14 protein-coding genes are annotated in these 20,331 nt (G+C 40.1%); 8 read left to right on the top strand and 6 right to left on the bottom strand.

From position 1 onward, the window contains the following. Positions 1 to 242: 242 nt before the first annotated feature. The 4 genes from FPK91_RS09205 to FPK91_RS09220 all read right to left on the bottom strand — a co-directional run bounded on the left by FPK91_RS09205 (position 243) and on the right by FPK91_RS09220 (position 4,535). On the bottom strand, positions 243 to 1,427 hold the full coding sequence (locus FPK91_RS09205; protein ID WP_144210701.1) for a GGDEF domain-containing protein: 1,185 nt from the start codon (positions 1,425 to 1,427) through the stop codon (positions 243 to 245). A gap of 521 nt (positions 1,428 to 1,948) precedes the next feature. Next, positions 1,949 to 2,335 (bottom strand): HopJ type III effector protein, encoded by a 387-nt coding sequence (locus FPK91_RS09210; RefSeq protein WP_144210703.1) that lies wholly within the window; start codon positions 2,333 to 2,335, stop codon positions 1,949 to 1,951. Between the two features lie 178 nt (positions 2,336 to 2,513). After that, the gene (locus FPK91_RS09215; RefSeq protein WP_144210705.1) at positions 2,514 to 3,167 is read right to left on the bottom strand and encodes a cupin domain-containing protein; all 654 of its coding nucleotides are present in this window, start codon (positions 3,165 to 3,167) and stop codon (positions 2,514 to 2,516) included. Positions 3,168 to 3,545: 378 nt separating this feature from the next. Further along, complete coding sequence (locus FPK91_RS09220) at positions 3,546 to 4,535, bottom strand: cytochrome-c peroxidase (RefSeq protein WP_144210707.1); 990 nt, start codon at positions 4,533 to 4,535, stop codon at positions 3,546 to 3,548. 650 nt (positions 4,536 to 5,185) lie between these two features. Here FPK91_RS09220 and FPK91_RS09225 point away from each other — a divergent pair. From FPK91_RS09225 to rpiA, 3 genes are all read left to right on the top strand, one after another. Continuing rightward, positions 5,186 to 6,388 (top strand): ATP-binding protein, encoded by a 1,203-nt coding sequence (locus tag FPK91_RS09225; RefSeq protein WP_144210709.1) that lies wholly within the window; start codon positions 5,186 to 5,188, stop codon positions 6,386 to 6,388. Positions 6,389 to 6,401: 13 nt separating this feature from the next. Further along, complete coding sequence (locus FPK91_RS09230; RefSeq protein WP_144210711.1) at positions 6,402 to 7,226, top strand: mechanosensitive ion channel family protein; 825 nt, start codon at positions 6,402 to 6,404, stop codon at positions 7,224 to 7,226. Between the two features lie 92 nt (positions 7,227 to 7,318). Continuing rightward, positions 7,319 to 7,981 (top strand): ribose-5-phosphate isomerase RpiA, encoded by a 663-nt coding sequence (rpiA, locus tag FPK91_RS09235; RefSeq protein ID WP_144210713.1) that lies wholly within the window; start codon positions 7,319 to 7,321, stop codon positions 7,979 to 7,981. A gap of 180 nt (positions 7,982 to 8,161) precedes the next feature. On the opposite strand, the gene FPK91_RS09240 is transcribed toward rpiA, so the two are convergent. After that, positions 8,162 to 10,027 carry a methyl-accepting chemotaxis protein gene (locus FPK91_RS09240; RefSeq protein ID WP_144210715.1) on the bottom strand — a complete coding sequence of 622 codons (1,866 nt, stop codon included), beginning with the start codon at positions 10,025 to 10,027 and terminating at the stop codon, positions 8,162 to 8,164. A 282-nt stretch (positions 10,028 to 10,309) separates the two neighbouring features. Between FPK91_RS09240 and FPK91_RS09245 the strand changes: the two genes are divergently transcribed. The 4 genes from FPK91_RS09245 to FPK91_RS09260 all read left to right on the top strand — a co-directional run bounded on the left by FPK91_RS09245 (position 10,310) and on the right by FPK91_RS09260 (position 13,525). Further along, the gene (locus FPK91_RS09245) at positions 10,310 to 10,858 is read left to right on the top strand and encodes an RNA polymerase sigma factor (RefSeq protein WP_144214283.1); all 549 of its coding nucleotides are present in this window, start codon (positions 10,310 to 10,312) and stop codon (positions 10,856 to 10,858) included. Next, entirely contained in the window at positions 10,855 to 11,457 is a 603-nt protein-coding gene (locus tag FPK91_RS09250; protein WP_144210717.1) for a hypothetical protein, read from the top strand. Before FPK91_RS09245 ends, FPK91_RS09250 begins: the two co-directional genes overlap by 4 nt. Continuing rightward, positions 11,454 to 12,425, top strand: coding sequence for a DUF4097 family beta strand repeat-containing protein (locus FPK91_RS09255; RefSeq protein ID WP_227006722.1), 972 nt, complete (start codon positions 11,454 to 11,456; stop codon positions 12,423 to 12,425). The genes FPK91_RS09250 and FPK91_RS09255 overlap by 4 nt, the downstream gene beginning before the upstream one ends. A 155-nt stretch (positions 12,426 to 12,580) precedes the next feature. Further along, complete coding sequence (locus FPK91_RS09260; RefSeq protein ID WP_144210719.1) at positions 12,581 to 13,525, top strand: LysR family transcriptional regulator; 945 nt, start codon at positions 12,581 to 12,583, stop codon at positions 13,523 to 13,525. Between the two features lie 55 nt (positions 13,526 to 13,580). Here the strand turns inward: FPK91_RS09260 and FPK91_RS09265 are convergent, their stop codons facing one another. Beyond that, a complete protein-coding gene (locus tag FPK91_RS09265) occupies positions 13,581 to 14,474 on the bottom strand; it encodes a LysR family transcriptional regulator (protein WP_144210721.1) in 894 nt (297 codons plus the stop codon). Positions 14,475 to 14,999: 525 nt separating this feature from the next. Here FPK91_RS09265 and FPK91_RS09270 point away from each other — a divergent pair. Next, the gene (locus FPK91_RS09270; RefSeq protein WP_144210723.1) at positions 15,000 to 20,015 is read left to right on the top strand and encodes a S8 family serine peptidase; all 5,016 of its coding nucleotides are present in this window, start codon (positions 15,000 to 15,002) and stop codon (positions 20,013 to 20,015) included. Positions 20,016 to 20,331: the final 316 nt, after the last annotated feature.

The following is a 20,331-nucleotide window of genomic DNA, read 5'->3' on the forward strand; positions in this document are numbered from 1 at the left end:
GTGCTGAGAGTATGCTAATAATACAAGTAACGCGCAATTTTCAGGCATCACTGCCGAGCAGATAAAAAAACTAAACCTACTTTCAATAAATATAAGCAAGTCATGGTTAGCGTTTTTGTGATAATAAAGTTGAAAGGTTTAATGGGAAGTTTTCTGTTTACTTTTCCCATAAAAAGCTAAAGTCTAAACAACATTAAAAGAACAGTTACCAAATCTAAATAAACTTAATGTTTGAAACTAAGTTAATTATGTAATAAAACACATTCAATACCATCATGAACGCTCACTTTATTTCGCCCTTCATTTTTAGAGTGGTAGAGTGCTAAATCTGCTCTGTTAAGCAATATCTCCCAATTATCATCTAGATCAGTTTGCATAGCAAAACCAATACTAATAGTCATAGATATTAGCTCCTCTTTATATTCCAGTGGTGATTTTACAACTTGTTGTTTCAAACGTTGAGATAAAACATTAAGCATGTTTAGGTCAATATTATTGAACATCAAAAGAAACTCTTCACCACCAAATCGGAACAAGTAGTCACTATGCCTCATCGAGTCACTAGCTATCTGGGTAATATGTTTTATAGCTAAATCACCACATTGATGACCATATTTATCATTTATTTTTTTGAAGTGATCTATATCAATCATGATTAAACTGAATTTACCAATTTTCAATTTCCCCAATTCAAATTCCCTTTCGGCAATAGAGTTCAAGGCTCTTCTGTTCATCCATCCAGTTAATTGATCTGTATTTGATACTTGACGTAAAGCTACCTCCTGTTTACGAAAAACAATTAAGCCACATGACATTGTGATTAATGATATAAAAGCAAAAACTGATAGAGTACCTGATGTTTGTAATAGTTCATTACCTGCTAGAGTTAACGGAAATTGCCTATCAAATGCGACCACTAGAAACCGGGCTAGCTGTTGTACCAAAAATATTATTTCAGCGAGAATAAATGGATAATATACGGCTCGAAAGTCTTTTTTCTTAACAAATAAAAGCGTCGACACAATAGTTACATTGATGACAATTAATAAAGGATAAATAAATAGTATTCGGTGGGTTACAGAGTCTAAAAAACCAGGAATAAAATGAAACATAAAAACAAAAAAAGAAAGGATAAAGGCATATTTCCATTGTGGTTTTAGCCCTAAATGTCGTCTAACTCCAACTAATAGAGCTAAATGAGCCAAAACGTAACACATGTTGGCTAATGCAGCAGGCCACATACCAAATGGAACAGAGCTAAAGAAAAAAATTAAGCCAATCATGTTACTAAGAAAAAACAGAAGACCTGCTATCGCCCAATCAATTAAACTACGATCTTTTTTACTCGTTAGGTATAGCGAAAATAGAGTAATAAACATAATAGCACTAGCAAGTGCTGTAGAAATAAGAAGAGTAAAAGCATCCATTGCTAAGAAGTCCTTTCTAAATTACTAAAGATAAAATTACTAAAGTTAAAATTACTAATAACATTTCAATTTTATAATATAGATTACAGTTTTAAAATTAAAGATAAACCTTTTTAATTAAACGTTCAAAAATACATAAGTACTTATAATGTTGAATAACTAACACGTATAATCCCATACTAAATTATCAACCACAGCCAAAATAAATATGACTTACTCAAAAAAAGGATTATGACCCCAAACGTGGACTAGTACCCAGGAAACATCGCGACAACGATCTAGCTGTAAAATGAAACGCCGCCACTAACATATACCTCTTATCCAACAAAGTGTCGACAAGGTTGAAATGACAACCTATGGTCCTAAAAATTAATGCTGTTAATTCTATAAATGTTGAACTTAAACCCCAATCAAGTAAACATTGTGAATGTACAATTTAATGACTCTTATGCAATCGAATAGAATCATTAAGTTTCATCAAACCGAACATATCTGAGACCAAATTCAAGACCGTTAAAGCTCTACTCTTTCAAAGCTAAAGCAGACTGAGAAAAGCTGACCCCAGCCCAACCATTAATGATGAACTGACGAATATTTTGATGGTCATTGCCTTCTGGTGTATTCAAAACATCAAGGTAATATTGGCCAAATAATCGTAGAGTTTGCAGCTGGGTTAACTGGTGGGAGTGGGCAAATGAGAATAATTTACATGATCCTGAATTTTCACCCGCTACATTAACTTGCTTGCCATTAGTAAAGGCATTAGGAGTAAATTCATAGTGAGCTTCTATCAGCGCCATACTATCTTCAAAGCGTATACAGCCCTCTTTCTTGTTGGTTTCAGTTTGTTGAGTCAGTTTTTCAATAAAGCTTACAATATCAGCTTGTGTGGCAGTAATGTCAGTCATGATAACCCTGTGATGATGTAAAAATATGGCTAATTATCTCTATAAAAGTTACTCGTTGCGAGTGACTTATTTTCACTAATAGCTAGTTAAGAGCGGTACCAAGTTTTAGATATGCAATATTCATAAGCTAGGCCCTAAAGTTCTCAAATGGCACATTAGTATTAACGGAGGAGGCTCATTAACCTAATATCAAATGCCCCACTTTAACCAAAATCACGGTATCTTGCTCAACATAGGGATTATGCTGGCTTAGGTGTGGACTGCGGATCCAAGTACCAGCAGGATAACGCCCAAACTCGTCAATGAATTCACCACTGATGACATATATCTCTTCACCACCAAAGTGACGATGGGGCTGAAATTGGCAACCTGCGGGCCAAAATACTAATGCTGTTGATTCTGTAAGATGCTGATGAAGTGGCATAACTTGCAGCAGCCCCTGCCCTGGTAGCCAATCTGTGTTATTGGTATCTATCCGTACTTGCGCAATATCACTGGGTTGAAATTGATGAAGTTTTACCAGTAACTCGCAGCCCTGTTCACTAAAAGGGGCATGACTAAAACCTTCGGGGTTACGAATATAGGTCCCAGCGGGATAATCGCCCGTTTCATCTGAAAACACTCCAGATAGGACTAATATTTCTTCACCTAATGGATGCGGATGAGATGAAAAGCTCGCACCTGCATCATACTTAACCACACTAGTAGCATGACCGCGTTCAGCTTCTTCTCTGGCCAGTCTTTTACGCCATACTCCAGGAGCAGGACTTTTATCCCAATCAAGCTTATTGGTATCGATGACAATGCGTTGGCTAAAATCCATATTAAACATAGCTGTTTCCTTTAAACATGACTGCTCTCTTTAAACATGATTGCCCCTATGAACATGGTTTCCCTTCTTAATGAGCATAGTTCTCCCTTTAAACATGGCAGCCCTATAAACATATCTGTCCCTTTAAATATGGCTACCTCTTTAAATATCCACCCATATACTAATCCTATCCCAGCTTAAAACATAGCAATCACTTATACGTACCCTAGGTACTTTTCAGTCCATGTTATTGAATGATCGGTATTTTATTTTTTAAGATGTAAAACAGATAAAGGGTAAACAAATAACTCATAGGCAATAAATGATAGCCAATAAAAAGCCTGCTTAGTAGCAGGCTTTAAGGAGATATAGCTATATTAAGTCAATCGTATGTTAGTACTACTTAAACGGCACTGGACGCGGAGTATTCGCATTTGATGGCGGCAAAATAGGTAACATGATTTGCGGCTGTTCACCTGTTAAGCTCTTCAAAAAATCAACCATTTGAGTGGTTTCGGTCTCACTCATGGTTTGCCCTAATTGAATATCAGCCATAGTATTTACTGCTTCTTCAAGGGTCCATACGCTACCATCGTGGAAGTAGGGATAGGTAAGCTCAATATTGCGCAGCGTCGGTACTTTAAATACAAACTTATCCGCTTCTTTACCGGTTACCCCTTTACGGCCTTCAGCAGGGTTATTGGTATGGAATGGTTTGATTAAGCCCATTTTCATATACATAGTGCCGCCAACTGCAGGGCCGTTATGACAGGCCACACAACCTTTATCTTTGAATAACTGGTAACCCGTTTGTGCATTAGCTGTAATGGCTTTTTTATCGCCCTCGAGATACTTATCGAATGGGCTATTTGGCGTAACTAAGGTTTTTTCAAATGTTGCTATGGCATCGGTAATGCGATCAATATTAACCTCATTAGTACCATAGATATCTTTGAAGCGCGCTACATAGGCTGGCATAGAAGCAATAGTGTCTACTGCCAAGTCATGGGTGTAGCCCATTTCTTTTGGATTATCGATAGGACCTGCTGCTTGATCTTTTAGAGTAGCAGCACGGCCATCCCAAAATTGTGCCAACATATAATCAGCATTTAACACTGTCGGTGAGTTAATTGGTCCTTCTTGCCATTCATGTCCAATAGAAGTGGGTAGCGCATCGACACCACCTAACGACAGGTTATGACATGAGTTACACGAAATAAAACCAGATATTGAAAGGCGTGGTTCAAAAAAGAGCATTTTACCTAACTCAACTTTTTCAGGCTCAGTGATCACAGCAGGTTTAATCACTTCAATTGGCTCGCTAGCCTGTGAGATAGAAATCGAAAATATTGAAGCTAGTAATACAGCTACGGTGGTCAGCTTAGTCATAGGTAATAACCTTGTACAGTGTGTGGTTTAATTTCCCACATCATATACGCTTCTATACTGGAAGTTAAAACGTATAAATTCGATTGAGTCTATCGTGATTACAAATGCAGTAAATGAGACCTAAGTCACTGTTAAATTTATTGAATACGATAGGTTATCTACAAATAAGATTAATACAGATAGTGGCAGTTGCAATATCGATTAAAACCGTTAAAGGTCACAGAATTTTGTATCAATATTAGCGCCCTTTACGCTACATGTTGATTTGAATCACCTTACATAAATCAATTAATCGGTGACATTATTCGTCGAAATGACTCTCTCATTTCCTAGCACGCCAAAAATACTCACTGCAGACTGTTATATTTCAATTAAATCTGTGACTAATTACCACAGCTGGTAATTTTCGTTGTTATTTTCCTTGGCAATTTCCCCTTACCATTTCCACTTGCTATTCCCCTTGTTATCTCAGTTTACGAGTCGACCTCTATGAACATTCTTCTCTGTATTAGCGTTAGGTGCTAAAGTTAATAGCTAAAGTTAACAGTAAAGCTAGCTGACTAAGTAAGCTCTATTTATCTGATAAGTACGAGGTTGAACTGTCGGATTAATGGTTTATCAATGACATAAAGCCATAGGAAAGAGACTAAATGGATGTTCAATTGCCACTAATATCTAAAGCTTGGCAACATGTCAAAGCGCTGATTGGTATAGATACTCACGCACTCGTTAACGAAGACGATATTGAAGGGAAATTGTCTTTGAAAGCGATAGCGCAATGCTATCCAAGTCATTCAGCCCAGTCAGAAATCGATAAAAAATTACTGTATACGCCATTAATACCCGGCATCGATAACTTTATCGGTAGAGACTCGCAACAGCAGCAATTGACCGATGCCATTGAACGATGGCAAAACAATAAAGGTGAGCTTACCGCCGTTATTGGGCCTTTTGGCTGTGGTGTTAGCTCTTTTCTAAACCAGTTTCACCAACAGTATGCCCAAGAGCATACTGTGACTTATCTGAGTTTTTACCATGGTGTGTTAACAACCAAAGAAGCCATTGCCAATTTATGTTATTGCTTCAATATTACCGAGGCACCGACATCGATAACCGCAGCTATAGCACTGATCAATCAGCTGCCGCGGCACATTATAATCATCGATGATTTACACAAATTAATGCTACGTATGATGGGAAATTATCAAGCGCTAGTGACTTTTGCCACCATGCTGATGGAAACTCGCCAGCACCATTGCTGGATTTTAGGCTGCGAAACTTTCGTGTGGCATCGATTATCATCACAATATTCAATCACCAACTTCGTTAAATCGATCATCACGTTAGATTATTTTTCTCAACAAGACTTGGCTGACCTACTCAAACAAAAAACCAGCCAGATAAGTTTGCAGCTAACTGATACTAATGATGAAGAAACCAACAACAGCTTATTTGATAATATGGCTAAGCAGCTACACCAAGCCAGTGACGGACACCCTAAACTGGCCTGCGTGTTATTACTGCAAGCGCTAGTCAATGATGGCAATAGCCCTATTACCCTAAACCCGATTTCACAACCGGATTTGAGCAGTCTTAAACAATGTATTGATGAAGATTTGTTTAGCCTGGCAGAGCTTTACGTTCACGGCGGCTTACGGGTATTTCAACACGCTGAAATCTTTGCCACCAGCATTGAGCATAGCTCGTTAAAACTTGAGTATTTAGCACGACAAGGCTTAGTTAAGGCGCATTATTCAAAACAAGATTTTGCCCAACATTATTATCTGATCACGCCGACGTTAACACGGATAATTGCGATGCACTTGCTCAATCATAATAAGTTGTATTTGTAGGAGATAGGTAAAAATGGACGACTCTCGTAAAGCACTACAGGCTATTTTAGACATCATTTCGTTCGAAAAATTATTCGCTTTTGCTCTGGTATGTATAATTGCATGGTTTGTGCTATTTCTCGCTCAATTTCTTCTTAGCCAACTTACAAAAACGTTGCCGAAATACCGATTACTCTGGAGCCGTTTATACCCTTTTATCAGATTAATCACCTGGGCGATTGTGATTATTTACACCATTGTAGAAATCATTGACCCCCACGAAAACCTGGTACTGGCGGTTATTGGTTCAATTGGTATTGTGCTAGGTTTAGCCACTCAAGAACCCGCTAAAAACATGATAGCGGGATTAATCATTATGATTACTCCGCCTTATCGGGTTGGTGACATGGTGACATTGGCAGGTCATTACGGCGAAGTGATAAAACTCGATTGGAGTGTCACATGGCTACGAACCTTTGATGACAATACGGTAATGGTGCCTAATGCCGAAGCTTTAAAAACCGCGGTATCCAATGCCAATAGCGGCGCATTAGATGAAATGGTGGTGGTCAATTTTTGTTTACCCGTGGACGTTGATCATCAACAAGCCATGGCATTAGTAAAAGAAGCCACTCAATGCTCTCCCTACACTTTTTTAGACAAGCCCATTACTGTCAATATCGCCACAGATTACGAGTTTGGTCAGCACTTGATCAAGCTCACCGTAAAAGCCTATGTGATGGATATTAGATTAGAGCGAAAATTTGCCAGTGATATTAATTTTCGGGTAATTAATGCCTTTAAACACGCACAATTTTACCCTGTAACGAAATCTGTGACTTCAGAGTCGATTAATTAAATCACTGCCGTATCGAGCACTGTTTATCTTTTGTTATACTCAGGCCAATTTTAATACTTACCATTGCTAGATTGCCACCACAGGATGTTGTCATGACTCAAGACGAAATGAAAAAAGCCGCAGGTTGGGCTGCACTAAAATATGTTGAAGAAGGTTCAATTGTTGGTGTTGGAACGGGTTCAACGGTTAATCACTTTATTGATGCGCTAGCAACGATGAAGAATGACATTGAAGGCGCAGTTTCAAGTTCAGAAGCATCAACTCAAAAATTAAAAGAATTGGGTATTGAAGTATTTGATCTCAATAGCGTATCTGATCTATCTGTTTATGTTGACGGTGCGGATGAAATCAATGCTCACATGGACATGATTAAAGGTGGCGGCGCAGCACTAACACGCGAAAAGATTGTTGCAGCTGTGGCTAAAAAGTTTGTCTGTATTGTTGATAACACCAAGCAAGTGGATATTTTAGGTGAGTTCCCACTCCCTATCGAAGTGATCCCGATGGCTCGATCATATGTTGCCCGTGAACTCGTTAAGTTAGGTGGCGATCCTGTTTACCGTGAAGGCGTAGTAACTGATAACGGTAACGTTATCTTAGACATGTACAACTACAGAATTCTTGACCCTAAAACACTAGAAAAGCAACTTAATGCTATCGTTGGTGTGGTAACAAACGGTCTTTTTGCTAATCGCGGCGCAGATGTGTTACTTGTTGGTAGCCCTGATGGTGTTAAAACGGTTACTGGCGTTTAATTAGCATTAACGAACGCTGTATCTAACATTGATATGGCTCGTGGCTAAAGTTAATAAAGCCGATTTCAGATAAAGTTAAATGATATAAAATGCCCAATCAATTGATTGGGCATTTTTTGTTAATTGCTCTGTTTTTGAGCCTGTAAATAATTTTTTGTCACTACGGGTAATAATCAGCCACTAACTGACCTTAAATATTGCAACAGCATCATGTAATACCTCAGCACGCTGCCTTACATCTTCAGTGGCGACTGAATTTTCCTCAGTGGCTTGCGCTGTTTCATCGGCGATATCGCGGATGACCACCACATTTTTATTCACTTCTGCAGCCACCATACTTTGTTCTTCAATCGCGGTAGCCACTTGCGTGCTCATATCCGAAATGGTCTGCACATCTTGGGTGATGGATTTGAGTAACTCTCCCGCTCCTGCAGCTTGCTCGGCGCTATCTAGGCCTTGTTGCTGACTGGCATTCATCAATTGGACTATAGATTGTGTCCGTGACTGCAATGTCGTGATAATGCCTGATATCTCTTCAGTAGACTCTTGAGTTCGCATCGCAAGATTACGCACTTCATCGGCTACCACAGCAAAGCCTCGGCCTTGCTCGCCTGCTCTTGCTGCTTCAATAGCTGCATTGAGTGCCAACAAGTTAGTTTGCTCCGCAATACCGCGAATAACATCTAAGACTGTGCCAATCGTTTCACTGTCACGTTCAAGCTCGCCAACCACTTTTGAAGAGTCACTTAATTGAGTCGCTAAAGATTGAATTCTTTCAATAGTCTTTTCAACACTGACCAAACCTTGATGAGCATTCTCATTAGTTTCATTGGCTTTTAACGCAGCTTGTTCGGTATTGCTAGCAATTTCTTCAATGGTGGCCCCCATTTCAGTAATCGCTGTTGCGACCATATCGGTTTCACTGAGTTGCTTTGACACTCCTTCTGAGGCAATAACCGCATTTTGAGATAATTCTTCGCAAGATACCGTCATCGAACTTACAGAGTCATTAACTTGTTCAATCAACACTTGAAAACTATGAACCATCTTGTTGAAGTGTTTAGCAATATCAGCTAGTTCATCTTCTTTACTTTCATCACACCTTAAAGTGAGGTCCTTATTTCTCTCAACATCTTCAATCACTCTGTTTATGTCATTAATAGGTACCACTATGCTACGTAATATCAAATACGCAAAAACACATAGAATAAACGTAATGAGGACAAAGATACTTGCCCCTAAAATCAGAGCATTGGTTTCAGCAATACTAATTTCTTCATAGGTTTGTTCGTGTAATTTATTTAAGTCTTTATCCGTTGTGTGAATCGCTTCTCTAAGCAATAGCATTTGCCCTTCATAGGCATTAAGGCCAAATTGTTTCTCTTTATTTGTTAATTGCTTAAAACTATCTTGATAGGCACTGGTTAATGAAATGAGTTGAGATTTACTTTGAGCATTTAACGTAGAGGATTGAATACGCGACTTAAATAAGGTGATGTTTTTATCAAACTTTTCAATATAGTTCTCTGTACGACGCAGCATAAAGTCTTTTTCATTTCGGCGTAATTGCAGCATGGTTACCGATAAACTATTCATTCCCTGTTCAGTTAAAATCGATTCTACGTTATGAACTGATTGTCTTAAATCACCATATAAACCCGTCTTGGGTGTCAAACCAATTTCAGTTTGTAGTGCGATTAATTTTGTGAATAAGGCTTTGTATCGACCAAGACTTTGCTTGAAATTCTGTAGACTGTCTGTAGATAAATCCCGCTGATTCAGCGTCAAATTCAATTCATCAATAAGGTCATTTATATTGGCAAATATAACGTCATGCTTGTTGATATACTTTGTATCTAGTCGATCGAAAAAATCTTTCTCTGTTACCCTGAGTTGCAGTACTTCTCGCTCGATAGTGGTTACACCATTAGCAGCACCTGCCAGAGTTGACTTAACATCTGTGGTATAAAGTTGGAGCCCAAACATAGCCACAAAGGCCACTAAAGAAACCACCACACTCAATATAAGTTTGGTACGAATGAGCATAAAACCCCCTATTTATTGGCAAGTACCTAAAAAATATAGTTGCTTACTTGAAATTTAGACAATTTTATCTGTACTAATTAACTGATCTCGCTGTTTATTCCCTTTCATTCATCTAAGCAATATAGCCTCATCCGCCTTCAATAATAAAAATATATTATTTTATTAAGTAAACCTTTTACCAACTTGCTAATGTCTAATCTAGTAACTCACATCAAATTGGAATAATGGGTGAACTTAACCTCAAACAAGATTACAGCTATTGATAATCCAGTCAGCACAGATATATCCAGTGCTGAAAGTGATCAATTTGATAGTTCAACGCCTGATGATGCATTAGTGACTAACGCTAAAGCTGGAGATAAGGATGCCTTTAAGCAACTTTATCAGCGTCACCAAGGGCGTGTTTATGCGATTTGTTTTCGATTAAGTGGTAGCGCTGATCATGCCGATGAGATCTGCCAAGATTGCTTTGTCAGATTGTGGCAAAAGCTGGATCAGTTTAATGGTGAAAGCCAGTTTTCTACTTGGCTACACAGGTTATCAGTCCACCAGGCCATTAATAGCATGAAGTCGAAACAACGATTTTGGAATCGATTTCTACCTGAAACAACCATTAGCGAAAATCATGATGCCATTAGCAACACGGAAGAATATCACCGCCTTGATAAGTTAATCATGAAGTTACCGGAAAGAACCAGAGTCGTCTTTGTACTGTGTGCCATTGAAGGCTATCAACATGATGAAGTGGCTCAATGCTTAAATATTGCCGTTGGCACCAGTAAAGCCCAATACCATAGAGCAAAGCTTATGTTACAGGAGATGTTGGCATGAAGAACATCAACACACAGCAGCAAAAATTATCAGAACTCATTGATAGTTTACCTAAAGAGATATCGCCTAAAAATGATTTATGGCAAAACATCGATGATCAAATCAGTGCTCAAACAAGCTCAGAGCCCAATTTAAATAAACATGCAAACCAGCACGGATGGCGAAACCTTGCCATTGCTGCCAGTGTTGGGTTTGTCATGGTGTTAGGTTGGATGCTATCCACAGGATCAGCCCAAAATCCAACTCTTGCCCCTGTAACTGCCGCGATGAACGATACGTTAACCAATCGTTCTACCGAAGATTTAGTTGCACTGGTTGATCAAATTGCAGCCACGCATCAACAACAAATCAATACATTTGATGACAACAAATATACCGTCGGTATGCAATTGAATGACCTATCGAACCCTTTTAGTAAGGGTTATACCGAACTACAACTGGCTTCAAAAGAAATTCAAAAAGCCCTTAAAAATGATCCTAATAACAAGCAAGTATGGGATTTATGGTTATGGGTAATGAAACGTGAAATTGAACTGTTGCAGCAGCAACAGCGCACTCCAAATAATACGACTCCATCGACTCAAGGAAATACAATATGAACATTAATCTAAGCCAGTTTGTTGGTAGGCTCATCATAGGCAGCAGTCTTTTAATTACCTCAACACTTATGACATCGACACAGGGCTTTGCTGCGCAATCTGTTGATAAAGAGATGACTGTGAGTGCTAACCCGCAAATAGAATTAAAAGTGCAGCGAGGTAAAGTTGAAATCATCGGCTGGGACAAAGACCTCATTAGCGTAACCGGTCAGTTAGATGAATTATCTGAAGGGTTTATCTTTGAGCAAAAAGGCAATCAAATCCACATTGAAGATAAACTACCCAGTAGCTACCGAGGCAATAATAAAGACGGTTCAAACTTGGTGATCAAATTACCTAAAAAGCTGATGCTAGAAGCGGATGGTGTTTCGGCAGATTACAAAGTGGAAATGCTCTCAGGAAAAATAGAAGTCGCTTTAGTGAGTGGCAACTTAGAAGCCGAAGAGATTGAAGGTGAGATTAAGCTTTATACAGTGTCAGGCAACATTGAATCTGAAAGCTTAAACGGCAAAATTGAATTAGAAACCGTCTCAGGCGATATCAAAGATAAAGATGCCGTTGGGAAAGCGCAATATCGATTAGTCAGTGGCGAATTCGAGTCAAAGAATAACCAAGTGACTAAGTTGAGTATCGACCAAGTCTCAGGTGATATTGAAGGCAATTTTATTGCCGCTGAAAAAATCAAGCTAGTCACCGTAAGCGGCGATATCAAAATCAGTTTAGGCGATAAAGTGTCAAAAGCTTCATTTGATACTGTCAGTGGTGATATTGAAGTGAAATTCACTAACATGCCAAATTTAGCCTTCGAAGTGGATGGCGGCCCTGGTGGAGACATTACTAATAGCTTAACTGATGATAAACCGTTAAAAAGTAAATACTCATCAAGAGAAAGCATTCAATTTAAAACTGGCGATGCTAAAGGTCGTTTTAGTATCAACACCATTAGCGGTAATATTGAACTGAAATAAGCCTAACTGACTCAGCTTACATGCATTAATACCTTGTATGTAAGCGAGTTCTCCCCCAACTCTTCCGCTAATACCATTCTTATTAAACTGCCACGAACACTGTTAAATATAATCTAATCCGCTATCATTAACTCACCCGTTTCAACCAGCGATAAATGATGAACAAGACCCCTTTTGAAGCACTTGACCTCAACCTAATAAAGATTTTCTTTGTCATTTATGAAGAGCTCAATACCCATAGGGCAGCAGAACGTCTCAATATGAGTCAACCCAATGTGAGTCGATCGCTACAAAAGCTTCGTGATGCGTTTCAAGACCCTATTTTTGTTAAAACAAGGCACGGCCTAACACCAACCGATAAAGCCCATTATCTTGCTCAGCATCTGCCTAATACTTGGCAGGAGTTATCAGATATTATCAATCACGTGGATGAATTCGATTTAAGTCAGTTATCAGGAAAAATACACGCAACATTCCACCCCGCACTAGTTGGCATGCTTAGCGATAAGTTATTTTTAAAGTTGCATGAAGTTGCCCCTAAAGTTCAACTTATTGTCTCTGTATGGGGGAATGAAACTGAAGCTGATTTAATGACGGGTAAACAAGACTTCGCGGTAACAATGTTACCCCATGGTATGTCGAAAGAAATGAGTATTAAGCCGCTGCCGTCTTTGGTAGCAAAGGTGTATCTCAGTAAAAGTCACCCTCTTGCCCAATCGACAATAACAGAGCAATCTTTAGTGCAATATCCTTTAGCTATTTTGCATGTACCAGGTTGGAATGAACACATGACGAATATTGAGAAAATTTTAATGAGAGAGGGCTTAGTACCAGATATTGTTTATCGAAGCCCACACCCGAGCTCTGTATTAAGTGTGGTATCTCAAACTGAGTTAATACATCCCATGGGCGCCAGTTATCATGGTCTTTATAATGATAGTGTCATCCGAAAAATCCCACTGTTAAATGGTGAGCCTATATTATTTAAAAACCACTTTTGCCATCATTATCGTCATCGTAATAAGCCACTTTATCAATGGTTATTTGAGACAATAAATGAATTCATCCTCGATGAAAAAGCATCAGAGAAGCTAGAATAACAGTCAATAAGCTCACGCTATGAGTCTCAGTTTCTTTCAAGTGAATGAGTAGAGCTTACTGTTTAAGAAAATCGATAAAAGCATGGGCTGCTGGAGTGAGCGGCCTTTTACGAAGGTGTACAATACTGAAAGACGCTTTGATGTCTGGCATATCAACTATTTGCAAAGCAACTAATGCCCCCGAAGCCAACTCCTTTCGAATAGAGACATCAGGTGCTAAGGCGATTAAATCACATTCACAAAGCGACTCTTTGATCGCCTGAAACTGCTCAAACTTAACCAAACCAGAAAAATCTTTTCGATGCTTACTAAACAAATCATCAAATTGCTCAGATAAACTGGCTGGTAGTGCACTGGGTATCGCTAAAGGAAAAGCTTTTAAGTTTGCTAAATTAATCTGCTGTTGTTGCGCTAACGGGTGATCGGCACGACAACAAAATACCGCTTGAAAAGAAGGCAATGGAATAACATCAACCTCTTCCCTTTGATCTAACTCAGTCGCTTTGGTTTCTGCGATAAATAATGAAATTTCAGCCTTACACAGTTTCTGATACAACTCCTGCCAAGCCCCTACTTTTAATTCTACAGCGACATGTGGGTAAATATTAATAAATTGCCCGATACTAGGCCCTACGATGCTATTTAACGGAATAGCACTCGCCCCAACAATCAACTCACCCGTTTCTAGCCCTTGAATAGCCTGTATTTCTCGCTTTAATAGCTCTACATCACGCACAATGCGAGTGCCATGCTCTACTACAACGTCACCAAACGGGGTCAAAGACACTGAACGTGAATTTCTTTCTAATAACTTAGCCCCCAGGAGATCTTCCATTTTCTGAATACTTCTAGAAAGAGAAGGTTGCGCTAAATTTAATTCTATTGCCGCATGATGAAAATGTTTTAATTCCGCCACAACAAGAAAATGTTTTAAATGCCTTAACTCCATTCAACCTACTTAATTCAAAAACAACAAAAACAATAACACGGCAATAACAAAGCAAATATCAGTAATTTAAAAACTGTATTAAACAATATTACCCAAGCGAAAATAAATCAGCCAACAATAACAATCACGTCAACATACTCTTATTTTTAAAATATTCAATTAAGATTAACAAAATGTTCAAAACATATAAACACACAAAACTTAAACATTAAAATAATAATAATAATGCACAACTTAAATGCCAAAAAATACAACTCAAACTATTGATTTAAAAGAAATTAATGCGAAATAATTATGTATCAATATGTATCAATAATATTAACAACCATTGATAGCAATTAAGTATCAGTGTAATACATTTAATGCATCGATTAATATTCACTATTTTTAACCATTAATAGATTTCATGCATCATTTAATGATTAATTTTGCATTGGATTACCCAGCAACAAAACCGCAATATCAATAACACTAGCTTAACTTTTAATTTTGCTGGGAACACACTAATTAAATTAGGGATTCATCATGAGAATAAAAAAACTGACATTGATGACGTTAACGGCAATATATGCTGGCGGTATCGGACATGCCGCTGCCGTAACGAATCAACAAACAGGCGTAGGTAGTAATATTCCCCAAGCCATCGATGTGATGGAGCTGTACAAAATCCAGCAGGAAACTAAAGCAAAGGCCAATGTTCAAAACATAAAGCCTTTGAGAACAGGAAAGATGAGTAACATTCACTTCTCTCCTAAGCAAGCCAAAGACAAAATTCAAATCGAAAAGGATCTTGTTGGAACCCATACATATATCGTAAGACTTCATGGCAGCTCAGTTGCAACCTATGAAGGCGATATCCCAGGACTTCAAGCGACTAAACCTAGCATTAATGCTACTAGCAGCAAACTGTTTACCGCAGGCAATCCGGTTAGTGGCACGCAGGCCGCAGTGAGTGCTTACACAAACCACCTGTTAAATAAGCAACAAAGCTTTGTGCAAAAATCTGGTATTCAGATAAAACAACAATTCACCCTTGCAACGAATGCCGTTACCGTTGAAATGACTCAGGCAGAAGCGATAGATCTTGCCAGCATGTCAGAGGTTGCTTACGTACAACGCTCAAAAACCTACCAACTGCATACTGATGTTGGTCCAGAGCATGTCGGCGCAACTGGTGCATGGGATGGCACAGAAACGGCTGATGGTAGTAAATATTTAGGTGAAGGAATGATTGTCGGTATTATTGATACTGGCGTAAATACTGACCACCCATCATTTGCCGCAACTGGCGGCGATGGTTACGAACATATCAACCCGCTTGGCAGTGGCAACTACCTTGGTGGCTGTAGCGAGGCAGAATTTGCCGACCGTTGTAACGATAAATTGATTGGTGTTTACACTCACAAAGATATCACAGCGGAATACAGTGATGAATGGGGTAATAAATTAGCCCCTGATTTTGGTGAAGATTTTCAAGGTCATGGTAGCCACGTAGCAAGTACCGTTGCGGGTAACTTCCTTAGTGATGTTGACGTTGTTGCCAGCCAGTTTGGTGGCGGCCCTGGAACACCTATTGGCGTGAAAATGCCAATGATTTCAGGTGTAGCACCTCATGCCAATATCATCTCCTATCAAGTCTGTATGGTCAGCGGAGGTTGCTCTGGCGATGCCATGTTATTTGCTATTGAACAAGCGATTAAAGATGGTGTAGATGTTATTAATATGTCCATCGGTGGTGGGGAAAACTTCCCATGGGATGATGCCTTTGAAATGGCTTTCCTTTCTGCACGTGAAGCAGGTGTTGCCGTTGCTTTATCAGCAGGGAACTCTGGAGAGGCTTATGGTACTGATTCATTTTATACCGTAGATCATACTTCTCCTTGGGTATTAAATGTGGCAGCCACCACCCATGCTCGTTCAATTGTTATCTCTGACAAAGCGTTGGAAAATTTTGTCGGTGGCGACGCTGCGCTGATGCCAGCAAGAATTGATGCTGCCGGTATTTCAGAAGCCTTTACTGGTGAGTTTGTCCTTGCTGCTGATTATGGTGACGCCCGTTGTAACAGCCCTTTCGCTGCCGGGACTTTTGAGCCTAGCCATATTGTTATCTGCGAACGTGGAGATATTGCCCGGGTTGATAAAGCGGTTAACGCTGCTAGTGGTGGTGCGGGGGCATTTGTTCTCTATAACACTTGGGCTGAAGGTGAAGGTGATGCCGTCGTCAATGATGCCTATGCCATCCCAGGTATCCACCTTTCCGCGACGCAATGGTACGGTGACTGGCAAACCACAGGCTTACAACCTTGGATTACATCTGGTACAGGTCTTCAAGGCACCATTACCGCTTCTACTGCGACCCGAGAAATAAACCCTGATAATGCTGACTGGATAGCGGGTTTCTCATCAAGAGGCCCTTCGAGTACTGTTGAAGAGCTATTTTCACCAGGGATCGCTGCGCCAGGCGTGAACATTTTCGCGGCGTGGAATGATGAAAACCCACTGAACCCGCAAGCTGATACTCGTAATTTCAGCACCATTAGCGGTACTTCAATGGCGAGCCCGCACATTGCAGGGATCATGACATTAGTGCGCCAAGCTAACCCAAGCTGGACAGCATCAGAAGTTCAATCTGCACTGCAGATGACAGCCGATAGTCAAGCAATTAAGGCTACTCACCCATATGATTTAAAAGTGGAAGTTGCTGGCCCTTATCGCGCAGGTCACGGTTTAGCTAACGTGGGGCGTTCAATCAATGCGGGTCTTATTATGGATGAATCAGCGGATAATTTCCGCCGAGCAAATCCAAATAACGGCGGCCAGGTTCGTGACCTCAACTTACCACAATTGATTAATAGAGATTGTGGTCTGAGTTGTAATTGGCTACGTACCGTTACAGCCACCAAAGATGGTACTTGGACAGTAAGTGCTAACCATTCAGATAGAGATCCATTAAAGTGGGACTTTACCCTTGACCCTACTGCCCGAGTGTCAATATCACCGTCAACATTTACCTTAAAAGCCGGTGAGTCAATTGATCTAACCGTGACGAGTCAGTTTAAAGAGTCTGATATGGCTTGGAACGATGGAACCATTCAGTCGACTTATGGTTCAATCAACTTTGAAGCATCAGATGCGACAATCCCAAGTGCTCAATGGCCGTTTTTAGCCACATACCAAGGTAAAACTCTGCCAAGTACCATTAATATCACTGCGCACGATGATATGTCGAAGCATGTGATTGCAGATGTGCCTTTTGGAGCACCAGGTTCTAGCCTTAGCGGCGTGGCATACAACCCAGTAGAAGCAACGACAACGGAGATAACCTTACCAAGAATGCCCTTTGGGACCCCGATGATCGATGATGAGTTCTATTACGATTTGACTCAACCGAACATCAAGACCTTCAAGGTTGACGTACCTGAAAACAGCGCAGTGTTTCGCGCAGAGCTGCTTGGTCGTATTGACTCAACCATCGACCATCCACTGAATATGTATCTAGATACCAGTATCTATATCTTCCGTGATTATAATAATGACGATCGTCTACACAGTTCTGAAGCAATTTGTGGCTCTATGCTGGGCGGTGTGACTAAAGGGGAATACTGTGCGTTAGAAAACCCTGAAGCGGGTGAATATACCGTTATGGTCATGAGCGCTTATCCGCTCTTCCCATACGATGCCGTTGATACCATTGAAGTTGCCCATGTGGTAATTCCAAAGGATATATCTTCAGCTATCACTTTAAACTTTGAGGATACTACAGAGCGTAACTCTAGCCTGACTATCGACTGGGATCTGGAGATGGAACCAGGTAAGCGTTACTACTCTGCAGCGGCAATCTCTGCAGGCGATAATGCTGAAGGTTCATTGGCACTTGTGCCACTGCATATTACTCGCGGTGTAAACAGTGTTTCCATTGACAGCTCGCAAGATGCTGCACGTGTCGGTGACATTATCGACCTAAGCGTGATGGTTCAAGCTAACCTTTCAGGAGTGGATCGAAATATCGAACTCGCTGCGAGTTTATCTGCAGGATTAAAGTTAGTCCCAGGCTCTATGACTGTCATTGAAGGCTTAACTGAAACTGAAAACGGTTTCACCTTGTTAAGCACTCAGCTAAATACTGCAGGTTTAAAAACTAACTACAAAGTGACTACCAACCTCGAAGACGCAATGTGTCGCACGCCACTAGAAATGGACTACCCAGATGGAACACCTGTTGATGGTGGCTATCTTGACCTTGCTAAATTTGGTATCGATGTCACTTGGGGTAGCTTCTACGAAGTCAATGAGTGGGGCTGGGGTAACTGGGTTCATGATATTGAGATCCCGCTACAATCTGGCACGATGACAGCATTTGATAATGCTGATTACTTCACGACTGATTCAGTTATCCTGAGTTCTAAAGGTTGGCTACAGCTTGATGTATTTCAATACAACCCATGGAACCCAATGCCTTCGGATGTATACCTAGAACTACCAAGCACGGATTACAGCACCCCACCTGATTACCTAGTAGCACCTTTTTGGGGTGGTATCAGCGATATCTTTGAGGATCAAAAGTGGAACTTGGCAATGTATGAGCCTAGTTGGGATAGTAGCCAAGCAAAAGGTGTTACGGTTGCATACGCTGATGATTACACCATTATTGAATGGAATAAAGCAGCAACTCACGATGAAAGCTGGGATGAAAACTGGAACCAGTCAATCACACCACGTGGTGATAGCTATGACTTCCAAGTGTTCTTAAAAGCTAACACCAGTCACGCACCTGGCGGATATGAAATTGTCATGGCCTATGACAATATCGACTTTGCAGGAGAGCCAGGTGAAGGTTCTATCGGTGTACGAGGCTACAATGGTCCACGTGGTACATATTACCCACTTAATGACCATGTAGGACAAAGCTATGCTTACAACGACCTCACCGATAAAGTCTCTGATGGCTTGGTTGTCTGTTACAACATCAGTGGTCAAAATGACAGTATGGTATATGTGACTATGCAAGCTGAAGTCACTCATGATGCCTTGGGTATTGATCAAGTATTGACTGTAACGGGTGAAGTTGAAGGTATTTCTGATGCCAACACTGAACAAGTTATCGCTGTTGCCTCTAACATCGTGATGTCTGCCATCGGCGACCAAATGGTTGAAGAAAATGAAACATTGTCAGGCATAAGCGTAACCTACGCAGATAGTGATGGCGGCCTATCGGCTAACACTATTAGTGTTAGTGGCGATAATGTGACTGCTGTGATTAACGGTCATACATCAGGTTCAACATTTGATATAACGCCTAATGCTGACTTCCACGGTGAAACGCTTGTTACGGTAACCGTTGCTGATAACTTGTTCCCTAACGATGCGGCATCAATGAGCTTTACCCTTACGGTAAACTCTGATGGCGTTGAGCCGACTCCTCCAGTGGCTGAGACACCAGAACCTGAAACACCTAAATCTGATTCAGGTGGTAGTTTAGGTTTCCTAAGCCTTATCGCATTAGGACTTATTGGAGCAGGACGTAGACGCAAAAATCACTAATTAATTTGGAACTGTGATTAGCTTTAGTCAATCGAGATCATGACTAAAGGACATTCAAAAGGCCTTCATCTGAAGGCCTTTTTCTTTTTTAAATACCCTAACTTTTAAATGATCACAAAAACCAGCTCATAAAACAAACCCTCAAAATGTATCTATTTGTAACATTTGGCCGTTATAAATCAGTAATTACGCATAAAAAACGAAATTCGAACTAAGGTTTTAAATTCAAAAAAAACAGTCTTAATAGTTAAATAACCTAAGAATGCAACCGAGAGCAATTTATAAAGCTAAACAAATTCAAATTGGCAAAATATCT

The sequence above is a fragment of the Shewanella donghaensis genome (assembly GCF_007567505.1).
Taxonomy (GTDB): Bacteria; Pseudomonadota; Gammaproteobacteria; order Enterobacterales; family Shewanellaceae; genus Shewanella; species Shewanella donghaensis.

Bases quoted from the DNA above. Each gene is read 5' to 3' on its own strand.
- FPK91_RS09260 (WP_144210719.1), top strand. From the start codon at position 12,581: ATGATGAACAAGACCCCTTTTGAAGCACTTGACCTCAACCTAATAAAG.
- FPK91_RS09255 (WP_227006722.1), top strand. From the start codon at position 11,454: ATGAACATTAATCTAAGCCAGTTTGTTGGTAGGCTCATCATAGGCAGC.
- FPK91_RS09220 (WP_144210707.1), bottom strand. From the start codon at position 4,535: ATGACTAAGCTGACCACCGTAGCTGTATTACTAGCTTCAATATTTTCG.
- FPK91_RS09265 (WP_144210721.1), bottom strand. From the start codon at position 14,474: ATGGAGTTAAGGCATTTAAAACATTTTCTTGTTGTGGCGGAATTAAAA.
- FPK91_RS09225 (WP_144210709.1), top strand. From the start codon at position 5,186: ATGGATGTTCAATTGCCACTAATATCTAAAGCTTGGCAACATGTCAAA.
- FPK91_RS09205 (WP_144210701.1), bottom strand. From the start codon at position 1,427: ATGGATGCTTTTACTCTTCTTATTTCTACAGCACTTGCTAGTGCTATT.
- FPK91_RS09215 (WP_144210705.1), bottom strand. From the start codon at position 3,167: ATGTTTAATATGGATTTTAGCCAACGCATTGTCATCGATACCAATAAG.
- FPK91_RS09250 (WP_144210717.1), top strand. From the start codon at position 10,855: ATGAAGAACATCAACACACAGCAGCAAAAATTATCAGAACTCATTGAT.
- FPK91_RS09230 (WP_144210711.1), top strand. From the start codon at position 6,402: ATGGACGACTCTCGTAAAGCACTACAGGCTATTTTAGACATCATTTCG.
- rpiA (WP_144210713.1), top strand. From the start codon at position 7,319: ATGACTCAAGACGAAATGAAAAAAGCCGCAGGTTGGGCTGCACTAAAA.
- FPK91_RS09210 (WP_144210703.1), bottom strand. From the start codon at position 2,335: ATGACTGACATTACTGCCACACAAGCTGATATTGTAAGCTTTATTGAA.
- FPK91_RS09240 (WP_144210715.1), bottom strand. From the start codon at position 10,027: ATGCTCATTCGTACCAAACTTATATTGAGTGTGGTGGTTTCTTTAGTG.
- FPK91_RS09270 (WP_144210723.1), top strand. From the start codon at position 15,000: ATGAGAATAAAAAAACTGACATTGATGACGTTAACGGCAATATATGCT.